Origin of the sequence: Bradyrhizobium quebecense (assembly GCF_013373795.3) — a bacterium.
Lineage (GTDB): Bacteria > Pseudomonadota > Alphaproteobacteria > Rhizobiales > Xanthobacteraceae > Bradyrhizobium > Bradyrhizobium quebecense.
In genome coordinates this window covers 5,739,542-5,757,243 of record NZ_CP088022.1, presented here as the reverse complement: position 1 = coordinate 5,757,243, position 17,702 = coordinate 5,739,542, and the positions used below count along the sequence as shown (strand labels likewise).

Below are 17,702 nucleotides of genomic sequence, written 5' to 3'. Positions count from 1 at the left end.
GGAGCTGCATGCGGTTCATTGAAAGCTGGATACCCGCAACCCCCGTTGCGACATGCGATCTGACGCCTTCGATCCGCGAGCTGCTGATCAAGCCGGACAACTTTGATGGCGCGACCTATCCGGTGGGCAGCCATAAAGGGCATCTCGCGCACGTCAACTCTGCAATTTCATTGTGCGGCGCTGTCCGCTCGAGGACAATGATGCCAGAAAGCTGACAGAGCGTTAGGTCCACTCCACAGCAATGCCCGCATCTATGCGCGTGTTTCCTCACGTTGAGCACGGAGTGCATCACATTTGGCAAGCGGCACAGACATTGCTGGACGAAGACAGGAGCTGCTGTTGAAGCGGCCCTGTCACAGGAGTCTCCGATGAGGACTGCGATTTCCGCCCTCTTGCCCTCTCTCGCAGAAACGACGCGCGTCAATTATGGCACCCCTCATCAAGTTCCGCATGCCGACGGATAGGCTTGCCGGATTGTCAAAGCGGGCGAGGTGGTCCGAAGCCATGTTGAATGTCATAGCGGGCACTGAGCTATACAGCCAGGCCACGCAAGCTCCAACATTTCTGGCGTTTCGCTCGGGCGACCGCGGTCGCCCGGCTCGGCTGCTTGAGGGCGGCCTCGCGCCTCTGGAAAGCCACTTCGCCTCTCTGGCGAGTTCGGCTTCGAACGTTGTGAATCGTGCGCGCAAGCCGTCGTCGTTCTCCGTGCCGTCGATCCGCAGGCGCGTCGTCGCCGCAAAAGGGACGAGTGGGCCGGACACCGCAGATGCATTCGCAATGGGGAAGGCGGCGCGGCCGAAGCTAGTACAGTGTGCGTCGATCCCACAGATTGATCGATTGGTTCAAACCGGAGATTCTGAATCGCCGCTAAAAGGCAACGATGTGATGTGAGAATGCGCCGGCGGTTAGCAAAGGACCTTGTGAACCGACCTGGCAGGATGCTCGCTCTTGGAGGGATCCGGCCAAAAGGCGCTGCATGCCAAATCCTCAGCAAGCCGGACGTGCAGGCGATCGCTCTGCCGATATGGCAACGTGCTCTCACCGTGGAGCTGACGCACATGGACACCTTTTCGGCCGAGATCTGGCAATCCGTTGCGCTCACGATCGAGCTCGCCAGCCTGACGACGATGATCCTTTTGGTTGTTGGCGCGCCACTCGCGTGGTGGCTGGCACGTTCAAAGACGGTTTTGAGCAAGGCGGTGGCGACGATCATCGCGCTGCCGCTGGTGCTGCCTCCGACGGCGCTTGGTTTCTGCGTACTCGTCCTGCTCGGCCCGAACAGACCGGGTGGCTTTCTCGCCTCTTTCTGGGGCGAGCACACGCTCGCCTTTACCTTTGCAGGAATTGTAGTCGGATCGGTCCTCTCAGCGCTCCCTTTGGTGGTGCAGCCAATCCATAATGCCTTTATTGCGATAGGCGGGGGACCGCTCGTCAATCAGCGTGCTTCTCCATTGTATGCCTTCATTACTATCGGTCTGCCGTTGGTGCGACTGGAGTTTCTCAAGGCTGCCTTGGTTGGCTTTGCTCATTCGATCGGCACCTTCGGCGTAGTGATGATGATCGGCGGCAACATTCCTGGGCGCACCAAGGTGTTGTCAGCTTATGTCATTGACTATGTGCAAGCATCGCGCTGGAGCGAGGCAAGTTGGATTTCCGGCGGTATGGTGATGTTTGCCTTTGCCGTCATTTTTATTCTAACCTTCATCGACAAACGCTGTGCCAGAAGAGGCACATGAGGGCACCAGCCCTGATTAAATCCGCTTCGGCATGACGGCCAGACATGTCCGATCGTGAGCGAGCAGCAGCATTGCAAGCCGGATCCGGCCATCCGTTATGGCCGCGGCTGCCGCTGGAATCGGCTTTAATTCGCCGCACGTCGCGCCTCTGCGGGAGGCTGGGGCTTGACGTCGGAGTTCCAAGAGCCGCCTTGCCAAACTGGAGGAGCTCTGCGCTCGATCGCTGGCAAGTGCGTGCCGGCGCGGGTTGCATCGCCTGAGGCGGCAAGCTCATCCACTAAAGGCGGGCAATTCGATCCCTGCGAAAGCAACATCGATGCGCTTCGAAGCGATATTCGCAGTCGCGTCCGTCGCCAAACCGATAATGGCGATTGCCTATTACGCTGAGGCAAGTTGCCTACCTCGTGATGCTATCGACCCCCGAAGGTGAAGACAAGCCGCTCAAATATCCGGATATGTTTGCCGCTTCGTCGCTCGTGCTGATTACAAGATTGATTTGACATCATTCCTTGAGTTCGATGTGAGCAAGATCATCGAGTATGCAAGGCGCGTCAATTCAAGGATCGAAGTGCTCACGGTCTTGGCGCGTACTGGCGAGGGTTTCGGCGCGCTCTATGTCTGGATCGGCAATCAGGCGCATCAGAGACTCGCCGAGAGGGACACAAGGCGATGAGCGCCGCCCCACCTGCGGCCAAACTCGGCTACGCGTGCGCGTGAGCGGAGCTGTGCAAAGGGTCGGATTTCGTCCTTACGTCTATGGCCTGGCCACGCGGTACGGATTGGCGGGGTTTGTCGTCAATGATCCAGAGGGCGTTACGATCGAGGTGGAGGGCAACCGTGCGTCGGAGTTTGTCGCCGCTTTGCCGCTTGAAGCACCACCACTGGCATGCATCGACCACATCTGCGTTCAGGAGACAGGAGCGCTCGCGGCGAAAGACTTTTCGATCGGCACCAGCGAAGGTGGCAAGTCGTCAACGCGGATCGTCGCCGATGCCGCGACCTGCCAGCAGTGCATCAGTGAGTAGTTCGATCCGAAAAGTCGCATTACCGTTATCCCTTCATCAGTTGCTCGCATTGCGGCCCGTCCCTCTCCGAACAGCTTCCCTACGATCGCCGAAACACGGTCATGAAGGCCTTTAGGCTGTGTGCCGCCTGCGTCAGCGAATATCTCGATCCGGCGAGTCGCAGGTTCCATGCGGAGGCGATCGCGTGTCCGACATGCGGCCCGCGGCTCAGTCATGGAAACAACGCTATTGTCGCGGCAATCGTCGACGGCCAAACCGTGGCGGGTGGGCGGATACCAGCTGCTTTGCGACGCGCGCAACCAGGGCGCGGTGCAGCGTTTGCGCGGCAGAAAGCGGCGTCTTGAGAAGCGATTCGCCGTCATGGTCGGTTCCATAGAGCGGGTCAATGAGATCGCGGAAGCGAATGAGCCCGAGTTCGCGCTACTCGAATCCGTAGCTCGTCCCGTCGTCCTTCTACGTTCGCGCCATAATTTAGCACCCGCGATAGCTCCCGGCTTATCGCGGGTAGGTGTCATGCTGCCCGCGGCCCCGCTGCATCACTTCATCTTTCAGGTACTTCGTTCGACCGGAGTATCGCTTGTGGGGACTGGCCCCGTCATCGTTGCCACCAGTGCCAATCTTTGTGGCGAACCGCTGCTGATCGACAACGCACAGGCGCTGCGGCGGCTTGAGGGAATCGCCGACCTTGTCGTGACCCATGATCGCGAGATCCTAACGCGTGCGGATGACTCCGTCGTGTCGGTTGTGGCGGGCCGCGCCCAACGCATTCGTCGCGCCCGTGGCTATGTTCCAGAACCGATCCGGCTGGCAAGATCTGTGCCGTCCGTACTCGCTGTTGGCGGTGCGTTGAAGTCGACCATCACCGTCACGCGGAACAACGAAGCGTTCGTCTCCCAGCATATTGGCGATCTCGATACGGCCGAAAGCATTCGTGTGTTTGAAGAGACGATTCGTCATCTCACATTGATTCTTGACGACGATCCCGCCGTCATCGCCCATGATCTGCATCCCAATATGGCGTCCACGCGCTTTGCGGAGGCAAGCGGCCGCGCGCTGGTCGCTGTCCAGCATCACCACACGCATGCTGCCGCCGTCATCGCTGAGCACGGTCATGCGGGACCTACGCTATGTTGCAGTTGCTTGGCAGGGGAACCGAAATCGGCCATCGCTTTGCAGCGCAACGCCAGTCTGAGCGCGTGCGCGCATTGCTGGATCAGCAGGGCGGGACCATCACAACCCGCGCGGGCCGGTTGTTTGATGCGGCGGCGGCGCTGCTGGGCATTGCGAGTTTGCAGAGCTATGAGGGCGAGGCCGCAATGAAGCTCGAGGCGCTGGTGCGGCGGACTGAGATTCTCGATGCCGGCTGGACGATGGATGGCGGCGTGCTGTCGCTTCGTCCGCTTTTTGAGCACTTGATTACAGACAACGTAGGCGCCACGGACGGAGCCGGGCTGTTTCATGGCACTCTCGCCGCCGCTTGCATTGACTGGGTCACGCGCTTTGCGTGAACAACCGGTGTCAATGCCGTCGTCCTAAGCGGCGGCTGCTTTTTGAACGCGGTGCTGGCTGACCAAATTACGCGCGGGTGAAGTCATTGCTGCGAGCCAAGGCGCTAGGCGCTGACATTCGGATGGTTTACTCGACGATCGACGCTATTCGGCTCGCCGAACAGGCACCGAGCCGGGACGTGGTCTTCTTTGCCACTGGATTTGCGACTACGACGCCACCGACGGCGGTGATGATCCGGATTGCCGAGAAGAAGCGGCTGAAGAGCCTCAGCGTGTTCTGCAAACACGTGCTTACACCGTCCGCCATGCACAGCATTCTCGAGAATCCGAAGATCCGCAATATCGGCGGGGGCGCAATTGATGGCTTCGTCGGGCCTGCACATGTCAGCACCATCATCGGTACGCGACCTTACGAACCTCTGGCAGAACAATTCGGTAAGCCGATCGTGATCGCGGGATTTGAACCGCTCGACGTCATGCAGGCGATCCTGATGCTGGTGCGGCAAGTGAACGAAGGCCGCTGCGGCGTGGAAAATCAATACAGCCGTGCGGTTACGCGCGAAGGCAATCCGCGCGCCAAGGACGAGGTCTCGCAGATATTCGAACTGCGTGAGCAGCTCGAATGGCTTGGACTTGGACTCGTACCCAAAAGCGGACTGAAGCTGAAGCGGGCATACGCGAGATTTGACGCCGAGGCGCGTTTTGCGATGCACGAACTGCGTGTCGCTGACAATCCAGCGTGCGAGTGCTGCGCAATTCTGCGCGGAGCCAAGCGGCCGGTCGACTGCAAGCTATTTGGAACTGCTTGCACGCCGGAAAATCCCATAGGAGCCTGCATGGTCTCATCGGAAGGCGCTTGCGCCGCGTATTGGACGTATGGCCGAGTTCGCGATGATCAGCTGGGACGGTTGTCATGAGCGTAAAGGCCCATCAACGCAGACTTGATGTCGAGAACGGACGCATTGATCTTTCTCACGGGTCCGGGGGCCGTGCCATGGCGCACCTAATCTCGGACATTTTTCACCGAGCCTTCGGTAACGAATGGCTCGCCCGCTGCAATGATCAATCGGCGTTTGATGTTGCAACAGGCAGAATAGTGATGACGACGGACGGCTATGTGGTTTCACCGCTGTTCTTTCCTGGCGGCAATATCGGGTCACTCGCTGTGAACGGCACGATCAATGATGTCGCTATGGCCGGCGCGCGTCCGCTCTATCTATCGGCTAGCTTTATTATCGAGGAGGGGTTCCGATTTTCGGATCTGCAAACGATTGCGGATTCGATGGGCTTAGCGGCGCGCGACGCCGGCGTTTACATCATCACTGGGGACACCAAGGTCGTCGAGCGCGGCAAGGCGGACGGTCTGTTCATCTCCACGACCGGGCATCGGGGTCCTGGCCGATGCGCTCGATCTCTCGGCCGACAAGGCAAGGGTTGGCGACCGTGTCCTGATTTCCGGTAGCCTCGGCGATCATGGGGTGGCGATCATGTCAAGGCGCCAGAACGTCGCCTTTCAAATCGAGATCGCGCTCGGATTCAGCCGCGCTGCACGACCTCGTAGCCGCCATGGTTGCGGCCGGTGACAGCGGTATCCGGGTGATGCGTGACCCCACGCGTGGCGGCCTTGCCGCCTCGCTCAACGAGATTGCGCATCAATTGGGCCTCGGCTTCCGTCTGCAGGAAGCCGCCATTCCTGTGAAGCCTGCGGTTGCGGCGACCTGCGAACTCCTTGGGCTTGATCCGATCCATGTCGCTAACGAGGGCAAGCTCGTTGCGATCGTCGCGCCTGATTCTGCCGATGCTGTGCTTGCAGCCATGAAGGCGCATCCGCTCGGGTGCGATGCAGCTGATATTGGAGAGGCGGTAGCTGACGATCACAAGTTTGTGCAGATGGCGACCAGTTTCGGTGGCGGACGAGTTGTCGATTGGCTGTCGGGCGAACAATTGCCTCCGATCTCTTGAACATGTCACGCCCAACTGCGGCGGGCATGAGGGGGCACGCATCAGCGGTTATTAGCCATTTAAAAAAATGAGCTAAAGTCTACGACCTGCCCTGCTGGCGGACTGTGATGCTCGCTCTTCCAAAAATTCGGCAAGGCTGGATTTTCATTTGTGGCATTCTCAAGCCGCGAACCCGGTCCCAAGCGTTTTATTCATGCGCCATTCGTCGCTCACCCGAAGTCGTTGCTCCCCCCTTGACACTTCGAGGTTAAGGTGAGGCGAAAGGCGCTCTTACGAGGCTCTTTACAGCGCCTTGGCTCAAGTCGCGCCGCTTAGTTTGTAGACTAGTGTCGCACAAGAGCAGCTTAGAAATAAGAGATCCTCGATCTGCTCCCCTGAATCTCGGCGGCTTAGGAGAAGGCACTGACACCGAGGTCCGTGCATTCGCCGACCTCGTGCATAGCCAACGCGTGATTCGCAGGTAATGAGATGGAATAGGTTTGGTCCAGAGCGGAAGGACCCTGTCATCGCGGCGAAGGTAGTTCTGTAGACGTTTTCAAGACGCCCACGGATCCGTTATATGATTTTTTCAGCGCGGGTGCCATTGCGGTCGAGAGCCTGTTCGCGTCGGCTGCGGAGGGCTCGATCGTTGAGCTCAGCGAGTACGGTTATCTTAGCCACTCAGCATCTTGCCGCATCCTGTTTGAAATCCTGCGCAGCTGGTCAAAGATCGCTGAATTCCTGCGCTATTGTGGCGCTCGCGTCGCAATATCGTTACGCACTTCCGATTAGAAAGCCCCTCTAGGCAGGGAGTTTTCAAATGAAGGTCGGAGTCCTCGAGGAAATCAAGGCGCACGAATATCGCGTGGGCCTTACCCCTGGAGCTGTCCGCGAATACGTGGCGGCGCGCCACCGCGTGATGATCGAGACCGATGCTGGCGCGGGCATTGGCGCGGCGGATGAAGATTATCGCAACGCCGGCACAACGATTCTGGCGTCCGCAGTCGAGGTATTCGAGTCGAGCGAGATGATTGTAAAGGTTAAGGAGCCTCAGCCGTCCGAATGGAGCCAGCTGCGGGATCTGGGTGGACCGAGATCGCCTATGAGACCGTAACTGATGAGCAAGGTGGCCTTCCGTTGCTGGCGCCCATGAGCGAGGTCGCGGATAGGCTTGCGATTGAAGGGGCGGGTAGCGCCCTGAGGTGTAGTGCTGGCGGACGAGGGCTGTTGATCGGTGGAGTGCCCGGTGTTCAGCCGGCCCGGATCGTGGTGATTGGAGGTCGCCTCGTTGGTACGCACGCGGCGCGCATGGCGATCGGTTTGGGTGCAGAGGTCACCATCATCGACCGCTCGATACCCCGGCTCGAACTGGACGAGCTTGCGCGTTCGGGCCAGAATCTCGACCATCGACGCCGTGGAGGAAGAGGTATTTGCGGCCGATGTTGTGATTGGTGCGGTACTTGTTCCAGGTGCGAGCGCGCCGAAGCTCGTTCGGCGGGGTATGCTGAGTTCAATGCGTAAGAGGGCGGTGATCGTGGACGTCGCTATCGATCAGGGCGGCTGCTTTGAGACATCGCACCCAACCACTCACGCTGATCCAACCTGCGAAGTGGATGGCGTTATTCATTATTGCGTGGCCAATATGCCCGGCGCCGTGCCGCTGACCTCAAGCCAGGCACTGACTAACGCCACGCTGCCGTTTGGTTTGGCACTGGCCAACAAGGCGTTTGCCGCCGCGCTCGAAAATCCGCACCTGCGCGCGGGCCTCAATGTCCATCGGGGCCGGCTAACTTACAAGGCCGTGGCCGAGAGCCTAGGGTTGCCTTTCTCATCGATCGAACAGGCTGCGGCCTGATCCCGGAGGCCCTTACGGGCGTTTCCTCCCTGACTTGGGCCACTCTTCGGGGTGGCTTTTTTTTCGGCTCGATCAATTTGCTAACCAGCGCGGGCGGATGTTTGAAACGCGAAGCGAAGCCGGGGAACACCAGATGATCGCGCTTGGCTTTCAGTTGCCCCATGAAGCGAGGCAATGTGCCTTTGCTCGTACAGGCATATGGATGAAGGTTACCGGTCATCTTCGGGCTTGAAAGCGGGTGCCGCGGCACCTAAACGCCGCGATCATCGGAGTGACTTTGTCTGGCGCGATCGCCGCGACAGTTTCTGGCTCTGCGGTGGAGATGTGCGTCGTTCCGGTGTGACCCCCGCCGGTTGTTCATCGTGGCGCTTTAGTCGAATCCGCCGCCATTCCGGTGAGCAGAACCAATAACATGGGGCCCGGCCGACCTGGCGGCGGAGCACTCGGGAAGAGGCGACCCGATCGCAGCCGCGTGACCGCGGCCATGGGAAGGATCGCGCCATAGGGCTGGCGGACGCAGTTCACGTGGTTGGCTGACCGCCGTCATTGATCGTGCGCCACGGCACCGAGATCAAGCCACTATGATTCCGAATGTAGAGTTTGCGACACGCCGTCGAGGCGGCGACATGCGCTCTGAAAGATAGCCGAGACAAATCAGCCCAGACTGATTGGCACGAGACTTGAAGGCAAGACGCGGTCCCGCACCTTCTGCTTATGGAACCGCAGTGATGGCCTACAAGATAATCGCGTCCCAGTGCACCGTCTGCGGTGCGTGTGAGTTCGAATGTCCCAACGCTGCGATTAGCCTGAAGAACGACATATATGTGATCGATCCGACCAAGTGCACCCAATGCGAAGGAAATTCTGACGCGCCGCAGTGCGCCGTCGTTTGCCCGGTGCCCGAGACCTGTGTGCCGGCATAGGGAATTAGCTGATGAGTGGGGCCCCGGCGCGAAACAGAATGAAGACACCACTGAGAGCGGCAGCCTACCGGCTTCGTCGACCGATTCTCTTACGCGCTGGCCCCGAGTTGGTCCTAACTTGTGGGATCAGTTCGGAGAGGGTGCGCCGGAACTGGTTGGAGTTGTCTTTGCGCGAGCGGAGCAGGCAATGGTAGCTGTAGAAGAGACGGTCGAGTGCGTCCGGCGTATCGACGTCGACCAGTATCGATATGGGTTTGAGACGCAGATCGAGTCCGACAAGGCCCCGAAGGGGCTGTCGGAAGACACCGTCCGCTTCATCTCTGCAAAGAAGAATGAGCCGGCCTGGATGCTGGAATGGCGCCTGGAGGCGTATCGCCGCTGGCTGACCATGATCGAGCCGACCTGGGCGCGCGTCAACTATCCGAAGATCGACTATCAGGACATCTACTACTACGCGGCGCCGAAGCCGAAGAAGACGCTGTCCTCTATCGACGAGATCGATCCGGAAATCCTCAAGACCTACGAGAAGCTCGGCATTCCTTTGCGCGAGGTTGCGATCCTCGAAGGTGTCGAGCCGCCGCCTGGTGGCGCGCCGTCGCCCAGCCGCAAGATCGCGGTCGACGCCGTGTTCGATTCGGTGTCGGTGGCGACCACCTTCCAGAAGGAGCTGAAGGCGGCCGGCGTGATCTTCATGCCGATCTCGGAGGCAATCCGCGAGCATCCCGAGCTGGTGCAGAAATATCTCGGCACGGTGGTGCCGACCACGGACAATTACTTCGCGACGCTGAACTCGGCGGTGTTCTCCGACGGCTCGTTCGTTTACGTGCCGCCGGGCGTGCGTTGCCCGATGGAGCTGTCGACCTATTTCCGCATCAACGAGCGCAACACCGGCCAGTTCGAGCGCACGCTGATCATCGCCGACAAGGGCTCCTACGTCTCCTATCTCGAAGGCTGCACCGCGCCGCAGCGCGACGAGAACCAGTTGCACGCCGCCGTGGTCGAGTTGGTCACACTCGACGATGCCGAGATCAAGTATTCGACGGTGCAGAACTGGTACCCCGGCAATTCCGAGGGCAAGGGCGGCATCTACAATTTCGTCACCAAGCGCGGCGACTGCCGCGGCAGGAATTCCAAGATCTCCTGGACCCAGGTCGAGACCGGTTCGGCGATCACCTGGAAATATCCGAGCTGCATCCTGCGCGGCGACAATTCGAGCGGCGAGTTCTACTCGATCGCGATCTCGAACGGCTTCCAGCAGGTCGATAGCGGCACCAAGATGATCCACCTCGGCAAGAACACGTCGAGCCGGATCATCTCCAAGGGCATCGCCGCCGGCAAATCGCAGAACACCTATCGCGGCCTCGTCAGTGCGCACCGTAAAGCCACCGGCGCGCGCAACTACACCGCCTGCGATTCGCTCCTGATCGGCGACAAATGCGGCGCGCACACCGTGCCCTATGTCGAGGCCAAGAACTCCTCGGCAACGTTCGAGCACGAAGCGACCACGTCGAAGATCTCCGAGGACGTGCTGTTCTACTGCGTCCAGAGAGGCTTGAGCGAGCAACAGGCCATTGGCCTTGTCGTCAATGGCTTCGCCAAGGACGTTCTGCAAAAACTGCCGATGGAGTTCGCGGTGGAAGCGCAGAAGCTGATCTCGATCTCGCTCGAAGGGGCCGTCGGATAGCCAACCGTCCCGCGGGACCTCCCGAGTGCGGCTCACCCGGGATGATGCATTTCAGGAGATAGATCAGAATGGCGCTACTCGAAGTTCGAGATTTGCATGCCGGCATGGACGAGCGCGAAATTCTTCGCGGGTTCGATCTTACGGTCAACGCGGGTGAGGTACACGCGATCATGGGGCCGAACGGCTCCGGAAAGACCACGCTCAGCCACGTTATTTCCGGCAAGCCCGGGTATCAAGTGAGTGCAGGCCAAATCCTGTTCAAGGATGAAGATCTTCTCGCGATGGAACCGGAGGAGCGCGCTGGCAAGGGAATATTTCTTGCGTTTCAGTATCCGGTCGAAATTCCCGGTGTGACCACCATGAACTTCCTGCGTACGGCGTTGAACGCTCAGCGTAAAGCGCGCGGGCAAGAGGAATTCTCCACGCCCGATTTTCTGAAAAGGGCCGGCGAGATAGCCAAGTCGCTCAACATCCCACAAGGCATGCTGAAGCGCGGCTTCAATGTCGGATTTTCCGGCGGCGAGAAAAAGCGCAACGAGATTTTGCAGATGGCGCTATTCGAGTCGAGCCTGTGCATCTTGGATGAGATAGATTCCGGCCTCGATATCGACGCGCTGCGCATCGTCTCCAACAGTATCAACGCTCTGCGTTCGCCGGAACGGGCGATGATCGTGATCACCCACTATCGGCGGCTTCTCGACTATATAACGCCGGATTTTGTGCATGTGATGTCCAAAGGGCGGGTAAGGAAGCGCGGCGGCAGAGAACTCGCGCTGGAGCTCGAGGCTTGTGGCTACGCTCAATTCGAAGGTGCGGCCTGACCTCTCAAGAGATTTCCTGATGAAGCGAGTTTTGGCAAGAGAAGCCGACGCCGGACGTGCAAAGAGCAATCTCTTCACCGCGGCGCACGGACGGCTGCCTGGCTGTGGGCCTGTCGCCCATATCCGTGCGAGGGCATTCGAGGCCTACGAGCGTGCCGGCCTCCCGCATCGGCGCATCGAGGCTTGGAAATATACAGATCTATGCGCCTTGATCGGCGAGGTACTGCCACTCGCTCCGCGACCAGATGCAGCTGCGCTGGTGCGCGCAAAGTCGTCGGTCATGCAAGCGGCTGCCGATCAAGCAGTCAAACTGGTTTTGGTGGATGGAATATTCGCACCCGAGCTATCCGACGTCGGTAGCCTCGAAAATGGGGTCGATGTGCGGTCGTTGCGAGAGATTCTGGAGAATCCGGCCAACAGTGCAATGGCCGGCCTGGTGCTTTCGACCACAACTGATGCGATGATCTCGCTCAATGCCGCGATGGCGACCGACGGCCTGGTGATTACGATCGCCGAGGGCAGCACGATTAAGCGTTCCATTCAGATCGTTCACGTTGCAACCTCATTGTCGGTGTCCGATTTTACCCGTTCCTACCTGCAGCTAGGTAAGGGAGCGCACGCGGCTGTGGTGGAAACATTCGTCGCGGCTGATGGCGCGAGCCGATATCAAACCAACGATGCGATAATTGTCCTGGTTGGTGACGAGGCGAGCCTTTCGTATATCCGGGTGGCAGCTGATGCCGCTGACGCCGTGAACCTTTCGTCGGGAATCATCGTAGTCGGTACCAGAGCGAGCCTCAATCTCTTCAGCATGACCTGCAGCGGCTCCATCGGTCGCTATCAGGGATTCGTCACACTGGCCGGCGAGGGATCCAGGCTCTCGGCGAACGGGGTCAATCTCATCAGGGAAAAACAGCACGCCGACACAACAATCGTAGTCGACCACGCCGTGCCGCATTGCATCAGTCGGAATAAGTTCCACGCGGTCGTTGACGATTGCGGCCGCTCGGTGTTCCAGGGCCAAGTCGTCGTACGTCCCGCATCGCAGAAGACGGATGCCGCGCTGATGACGCGCGCGCTGCTCCTGTCCGACCAGGCCGAGGCGGACAATAAGCCCGAACTCGAAATCCTTGCCGACGACGTGACTTGCGGCCACGGATCGACTTCAGGTGCGCTGGACACCAGTCTCATATTCTATCTGCGCGCTCGAGGTTTATCAGAGAAGGATGCGCAGGCGTTGTTGATTAGAGCATTCATTGGCGAGCCGATCGAGGAGATCCCCGCCGGCAATCTGCGCGAATTTGTGACCGCGCGAGCTGAACACTGGCTGCGGGCGCGATGAGTGTGCACCCCGCGATAGGCAACGGTAGTTACCAGGTCAGCCGTCTGCGCGCGGACTTTCCTGCGCTGTCCATGACGGTGTACGACAAGCCGCTTGTGTACCTTGATAACGCCGCATCCGCGCAAAAGCCGAATGCGGTTCTTGACCGCATGATGCATGTATACTCCAGCGAATACGCCAACGTACATCGCGGCCTGCACTATCTGGCGAATGCGGCGACGGAGGCGTATGAGGGCGCCCGTACCAAGGTGGCGCGGTTTGTGAACGCACATCTGAACGAAGAGATCGTCTTCACCCGCAGCGCCACGGAGGCCATCAATCTGGTCGCCCAGACCTTCGGCCGTGAACGGGTCAGCGCCGGCGACGAGATCGTTCTGTCGATTATGGAACACCACTCCAACATTGTGCCGTGGCATTTTTTAAGAGAACGGCTCGGCGCAGTCATCAAGTGGGCGCCGGTTGATGATGACGGCAATTTCCTGCTCGATGCATTTGAGCGGCTCTTGACCCCTCGCACTAAGATGGTAGCGATCACTCAGATGTCGAACGTGCTGGGTACCATTTTGCCAGTGAAAGACGTAGTGAGGATCGCACATGCACGGGGTATTCCCGTACTGGTCGACGGCTCGCAAGGATGTGTCCATTTGACCGTCGACGTCTGCGACATCGATTGCGATTTCTACGTAATGACAGGCCATAAACTCTATGGTCCGACAGGGATCGGCGTGCTTTACGGCAAGTCAGAGCATCTTTCGTCAATGCCGCCCTTCAATGGTGGCGGCGAGATGATCCGTCAGGTCTCGCGTGCCGGCGTCATCTATGGTGAACCGCCGCACCGGTTCGAGGCGGGGACGCCGCCGATTGTCGAGGCGATCGGTTTGGGGGCGGCTTTAGATTACATCAATTCGATAGGCAAAGAACAGATCCGCAAGCACGAGAACGCGCTGCTCGCCTACGCAAATGAGAAGCTAGGGGACATCAACGCCGTACGAATCATCGGGACGCCGGCCGAAAAGGGGCCGATCATCTCCTTTGATATGAAAGGCGCGCATGTACATGACATTGCCACGGTCGTCGACCGCGCCGGAGTTGCAGTGCGGGCGGGTGGCCATTGCGCGATGCCGCTGCTCGAGCGCTTGGGTGTGCTGGCTACGTGCCGTGCGTCTTTCGCACTTTACAACACAAGTGAAGAGATTGATACGCTCGTGCGGGCACTTATCAAGGCGCGACAGCTGTTCTCGTGAGCCCGTGAACTTGCGGCGTCTGGGCGGTGGAGCATCGAACTCCCGACGATGACGACGTCATAACCGTTGGCATCATCGTCGTCGCTGAAGGCAAGTATCTGTAGATCTCAACAGGCATGGATGGCGTAGGCAAACCCGGGCTCGATCAGCCGGCCTTTGCCGCTCGGTTCGCTTGTTACGGGCGCTCTCTCGAGCGCGGAGCATCGCGATCGGCAGCCGCACATCTGGAATCGTGCGGCGCTACTTCACATATCGCCGCCCCTGTTCCATTTCGAACAGGACCAAACGAAGGGTTCTCCGGGCAAAGCGCAATGTCGCGTTAGCCACAATACCCCGTGCTGCACCACCGAGCGCGCTAACTGATTTAAATCGTTCCGCTTTTTGTGCTCGCGCCGCATTGGCATGCTCGTTGCAAAACTCTAGGTCACGAAGCCGCTCTCGCAACAGCTAACCCTCGAAGGACCTCAGCATGAGCCTCGCCTCGACCCGGAGCATCGCAGAAATCAGGGCTCGCAACAAAGAGCTGATTGAGGAGGTGCTGAAGGTCTATCCGGAGAAGACCGCAAAACGGCGCGCCAAGCATCTCAACGTGCACCAAGCCGGCAAGTCGGACTGTGGGGTCAAATCCAACATCAAATCCATCCCTGGTGTGATGACAATCAGAGGCTGCGCCTACGCAGGATCCAAGGGCGTGGTCTGGGGGCCGATCAAGGACATGGTCCATATCAGCCATGGACCGGTGGGCTGCGGTCAGTACTCGTGGGGCTCGCGTCGTAACTATTACGTTGGCACGACCGGGATCGATAGCTTCGTGACCCTGCAATTCACCTCCGACTTCCAGGAAAAGGATATCGTATTCGGCGGCGACAAGAAACTGGTCAAAGTTCTTGACGAAATCCAGGAGCTTTTCCCACTCAACAACGGCATCACCATCCAGTCGGAATGCCCGATCGGATTGATTGGAGACGACATCGAGGCTGTGTCAAGAGCGAAATCCAAGGAGTATGGCGGCAAGACCATCGTGCCGGTCCGCTGCGAGGGCTTTCGCGGCGTCTCGCAGTCGCTCGGCCACCACATTGCCAACGACGCCGTGCGCGATTGGATTTTCGACAAGTTCGAGCCAGGTGGTAAACCGAAGTTTGAGTCGACGCCGTACGATGTTGCGATCATCGGAGACTACAATATCGGTGGCGACGCCTGGTCATCGCGAATTCTTCTGGAGGAAATGGGCCTGCGGGTGATTGCGCAGTGGTCTGGTGACGGTTCAATCGCTGAGCTCGAGGCAACGCCGAAGGCAAAGCTCAACATTCTGCATTGTTACCGCTCCATGAACTACATCTCCCGCCACATGGAAGAGAAGTTCGGTATTCCGTGGTGCGAGTATAACTTCTTTGGACCTTCAAAGATCGCAGAGTCGCTGCGCAAGATCGCGGGCTACTTCGACGATAAGATTAAAGAAGGCGCTGAGCGGGTGATTGAAAAGTACCAGCCGCTGGTGAACGCCGTAATAGCAAGATATCGCCCGCGCCTGGAGGGCAAGACCGTGATGTTGTACGTCGGCGGTCTTCGCCCGCGTCATGTGATTGGCGCATACGAGGACCTCGGGATGGAAGTCGTGGGTACCGGATACGAGTTCGGCCACAACGACGACTATCAGCGCACCGCCCAGCACTACGTCAAGGACAGCACGCTCATCTACGACGACGTCAATGGCTACGAGTTCGAGAGTTTTGTCGAAAAGCTCCAGCCCGACCTGGTCGGATCGGGCATCAAGGAAAAATACGTTTTCCAAAAGATGGGTATACCGTTCCGGCAGATGCATTCCTGGGACTATTCAGGTCCATATCACGGCTATGACGGCTTTGCGATCTTCGCGCGCGACATGGACATGGCTGTCAACTCGCCGATCTGGAAGAAGATGAAAGCGCCTTGGAAAGAAGCTTCGAAGGCGAAGCTCTTGGCTGCAGAATAAAGCAATGTATCTGGCTCTTCGTGGAGAGCCGGGACGATACCAATTTCGATAGTGAAGGATCTCAAAAATGGCGCAGAGTGCAGAACACGTGCTCGATCATCTCGAACTGTTTCGCGGTCCAGAATACCAGCAGATGCTGGCTAACAAGAAGATGTTCGAGAATTCCCGCGATCCAGCCGAGGTTGAACGCATCAAGGAATGGACGAAAACGCCTGAATACCGCGAGAAGAATTTTGCGCGGGAGGCGCTGGCGGTAAATCCGGCCAAAGCCTGCCAGCCGCTTGGCGCCGTGTTCGCCTCGGTCGGTTTTGAGGGCACGCTGCCCTTCGTCCACGGCTCGCAAGGCTGCGTGGCCTACTACCGCAGCCATCTGTCGAGGCACTTCAAGGAGCCGAGTTCCTGCGTCTCTTCCTCGATGACGGAAGACGCCGCGGTGTTCGGCGGCTTGAACAACATGATCGATGGACTTGCCAACAGCTACAACATGTACAAGCCCAAGATGATTGCGGTTTCCACGACCTGCATGGCCGAGGTGATTGGCGATGATCTCAATGCGTTCATCAAGACATCGAAGGAAAAGGGCTCTGTTCCGGCGGAGTTCGACGTGCCGTTTGCACACACGCCGGCGTTCGTCGGTAGCCACGTCACCGGGTATGACAACGCACTCAAGGGTGTTCTGGAGCATTTCTGGGACGGCAAGGCCGGAACAGCGCCGAAGCTGGAGCGCAAGCCAAACGAGTCGATCAACATCATTGGTGGGTTCGATGGCTACACCGTCGGAAACCTTCGTGAGATTAAGCGCATCTTAGCGCTGATGGGTATCCAATACACCATACTGGCCGATAACTCCGACGTCTTCGATACCCCGACTGATGGCGATTTCCGGATGTATGACGGCGGCACCACGCTGGAAGACGCAGCTAACGCGGTTCACGCCAAGGCGACAATCTCAATGCAGCAGTGGTGTACCGAAAAAACGCTGCGGCTCGTGTCTGAGCATGGCCAGGACGTCGTCTCTTTCAATTACCCGGTGGGCGTCTCCGCAACAGATGACCTTCTCCTGGCGCTATCACGCATCAGCGGCAAGCAGGTCCCGGAGCAACTCGCGCGAGAGCGTGGCCGCTTGGTTGATGCCATCGCTGACTCCAGCGCGCATATCCATGGCAAGAAGTTCGCAATCTATGGCGATCCGGATCTCTGCTATGGGTTGGCCGCCTTTCTGCTCGAACTCGGCGCCGAACCAACCCATGTGCTGTCCACCAACGGCAATACGGCGTGGCAGGACAAAATGCAGGCGCTGTTTGCAAGCTCACCGTTTGGGCATGCCTGCCAGTCCTATCCGGGGCGAGACCTCTGGCACATGCGCTCGCTCTTGTTCACCGAGCCGGTCGATCTTCTGATTGGCAACACCTATGGCAAGTACCTGGAACGTGACACAGGAACGCCACTGATCCGCATGGGCTTTCCGGTGTTTGATCGGCATCATCACCACCGCTCCCCTGTGTGGGGCTATCAGGGCGGCCTGAATGTGCTGGTGAAGATCCTCGACAAGATATTCGACGAAATCGACCGGAAGACCAACGTTCTTGGCAAAACTGACTACAGCTTCGACATCATTCGTTGATGACGGACAATGCACGTGCCGTCGCCG

Annotated in this window: 12 protein-coding genes and 5 pseudogenes; all 17 read left to right on the top strand. The window is 58.7% G+C overall.

Annotated features, from left to right (window positions below):
- The first annotated feature begins 8 nt into the window (after positions 1-8).
- The 17 genes and pseudogenes from HU230_RS27770 to nifK all read left to right on the top strand — a co-directional run bounded on the left by HU230_RS27770 (position 9) and on the right by nifK (position 17,675).
- Positions 9-215 (top strand): hypothetical protein, encoded by a 207-nt coding sequence (locus HU230_RS27770; protein WP_176529028.1) that lies wholly within the window; start codon positions 9-11, stop codon positions 213-215.
- A gap of 843 nt (positions 216-1,058) precedes the next feature.
- Positions 1,059-1,736: a molybdate ABC transporter permease subunit gene (locus HU230_RS27765; protein ID WP_176534834.1), complete on the top strand. Its 678-nt coding sequence runs from the start codon at positions 1,059-1,061 to the stop codon at positions 1,734-1,736.
- Between the two features lie 401 nt (positions 1,737-2,137).
- A pseudogene (locus HU230_RS44410) lies at positions 2,138-2,409 on the top strand (P-loop NTPase family protein); the annotation flags it as partial.
- The gene (locus HU230_RS44405) at positions 2,351-2,761 is read left to right on the top strand and encodes an acylphosphatase (protein ID WP_476727275.1); all 411 of its coding nucleotides are present in this window, start codon (positions 2,351-2,353) and stop codon (positions 2,759-2,761) included. The pseudogene HU230_RS44410 and the gene HU230_RS44405, both read left to right, overlap by 59 nt.
- Positions 2,762-2,796: 35 nt before the next feature.
- A complete protein-coding gene (locus HU230_RS44400) occupies positions 2,797-3,105 on the top strand; it encodes a hypothetical protein (protein WP_476695717.1) in 309 nt (102 codons plus the stop codon).
- A pseudogene (locus HU230_RS44395) lies at positions 3,026-3,805 on the top strand (Sua5/YciO/YrdC/YwlC family protein); the annotation flags it as partial. The gene HU230_RS44400 and the pseudogene HU230_RS44395, both read left to right, overlap by 80 nt.
- Positions 3,806-3,888: 83 nt before the next feature.
- Positions 3,889-4,269 carry a Kae1-like domain-containing protein gene (locus HU230_RS44390; RefSeq protein WP_476727274.1) on the top strand — a complete coding sequence of 127 codons (381 nt, stop codon included), beginning with the start codon at positions 3,889-3,891 and terminating at the stop codon, positions 4,267-4,269.
- An 80-nt stretch (positions 4,270-4,349) separates the two neighbouring features.
- Positions 4,350-5,186, top strand: a pseudogene (hypD, locus tag HU230_RS27750) (hydrogenase formation protein HypD); the annotation flags it as partial.
- A pseudogene (hypE, locus tag HU230_RS27745) lies at positions 5,183-6,231 on the top strand (hydrogenase expression/formation protein HypE). The pseudogenes hypD and hypE, both read left to right, overlap by 4 nt.
- 799 nt (positions 6,232-7,030) lie before the next feature.
- Positions 7,031-8,065: pseudogene (locus HU230_RS27740) on the top strand (alanine dehydrogenase).
- 728 nt (positions 8,066-8,793) lie between these two features.
- Complete coding sequence (locus HU230_RS27735; protein ID WP_165128097.1) at positions 8,794-8,988, top strand: 4Fe-4S binding protein; 195 nt, start codon at positions 8,794-8,796, stop codon at positions 8,986-8,988.
- A gap of 187 nt (positions 8,989-9,175) precedes the next feature.
- Positions 9,176-10,672, top strand: coding sequence for a Fe-S cluster assembly protein SufB (sufB, locus tag HU230_RS27730; RefSeq protein ID WP_176529029.1), 1,497 nt, complete (start codon positions 9,176-9,178; stop codon positions 10,670-10,672).
- A gap of 68 nt (positions 10,673-10,740) precedes the next feature.
- The gene (sufC, locus tag HU230_RS27725) at positions 10,741-11,493 is read left to right on the top strand and encodes a Fe-S cluster assembly ATPase SufC (protein WP_176529030.1); all 753 of its coding nucleotides are present in this window, start codon (positions 10,741-10,743) and stop codon (positions 11,491-11,493) included.
- Between the two features lie 19 nt (positions 11,494-11,512).
- Entirely contained in the window at positions 11,513-12,835 is a 1,323-nt protein-coding gene (gene sufD / locus HU230_RS27720; protein WP_176529031.1) for a Fe-S cluster assembly protein SufD, read from the top strand.
- Positions 12,832-14,079 carry a cysteine desulfurase gene (locus tag HU230_RS27715; RefSeq protein WP_176529032.1) on the top strand — a complete coding sequence of 416 codons (1,248 nt, stop codon included), beginning with the start codon at positions 12,832-12,834 and terminating at the stop codon, positions 14,077-14,079. The genes sufD and HU230_RS27715 overlap by 4 nt, the downstream gene beginning before the upstream one ends.
- Before the next feature lie 469 nt (positions 14,080-14,548).
- Complete coding sequence (nifD, locus tag HU230_RS27710; protein ID WP_176529033.1) at positions 14,549-16,051, top strand: nitrogenase molybdenum-iron protein alpha chain; 1,503 nt, start codon at positions 14,549-14,551, stop codon at positions 16,049-16,051.
- 67 nt (positions 16,052-16,118) lie between these two features.
- Positions 16,119-17,675, top strand: a complete 1,557-nt coding sequence (nifK, locus tag HU230_RS27705; RefSeq protein WP_176529034.1) for a nitrogenase molybdenum-iron protein subunit beta — start codon at positions 16,119-16,121, stop codon at positions 17,673-17,675.
- Positions 17,676-17,702 lie beyond the last annotated feature (27 nt).

Coding starts and splice junctions, on each gene's coding strand:
- HU230_RS27770 (WP_176529028.1), top strand. CDS start 9: ATGCGGTTCATTGAAAGCTGGATACCCGCAACCCCCGTTGCGACATGC.
- HU230_RS27765 (WP_176534834.1), top strand. CDS start 1,059: ATGGACACCTTTTCGGCCGAGATCTGGCAATCCGTTGCGCTCACGATC.
- HU230_RS44405 (WP_476727275.1), top strand. CDS start 2,351: ATGTCTGGATCGGCAATCAGGCGCATCAGAGACTCGCCGAGAGGGACA.
- HU230_RS44390 (WP_476727274.1), top strand. CDS start 3,889: ATGTTGCAGTTGCTTGGCAGGGGAACCGAAATCGGCCATCGCTTTGCA.
- HU230_RS27735 (WP_165128097.1), top strand. CDS start 8,794: ATGGCCTACAAGATAATCGCGTCCCAGTGCACCGTCTGCGGTGCGTGT.
- sufB (WP_176529029.1), top strand. CDS start 9,176: ATGGTAGCTGTAGAAGAGACGGTCGAGTGCGTCCGGCGTATCGACGTC.
- sufC (WP_176529030.1), top strand. CDS start 10,741: ATGGCGCTACTCGAAGTTCGAGATTTGCATGCCGGCATGGACGAGCGC.
- sufD (WP_176529031.1), top strand. CDS start 11,513: ATGAAGCGAGTTTTGGCAAGAGAAGCCGACGCCGGACGTGCAAAGAGC.
- HU230_RS27715 (WP_176529032.1), top strand. CDS start 12,832: ATGAGTGTGCACCCCGCGATAGGCAACGGTAGTTACCAGGTCAGCCGT.
- nifD (WP_176529033.1), top strand. CDS start 14,549: ATGAGCCTCGCCTCGACCCGGAGCATCGCAGAAATCAGGGCTCGCAAC.
- nifK (WP_176529034.1), top strand. CDS start 16,119: ATGGCGCAGAGTGCAGAACACGTGCTCGATCATCTCGAACTGTTTCGC.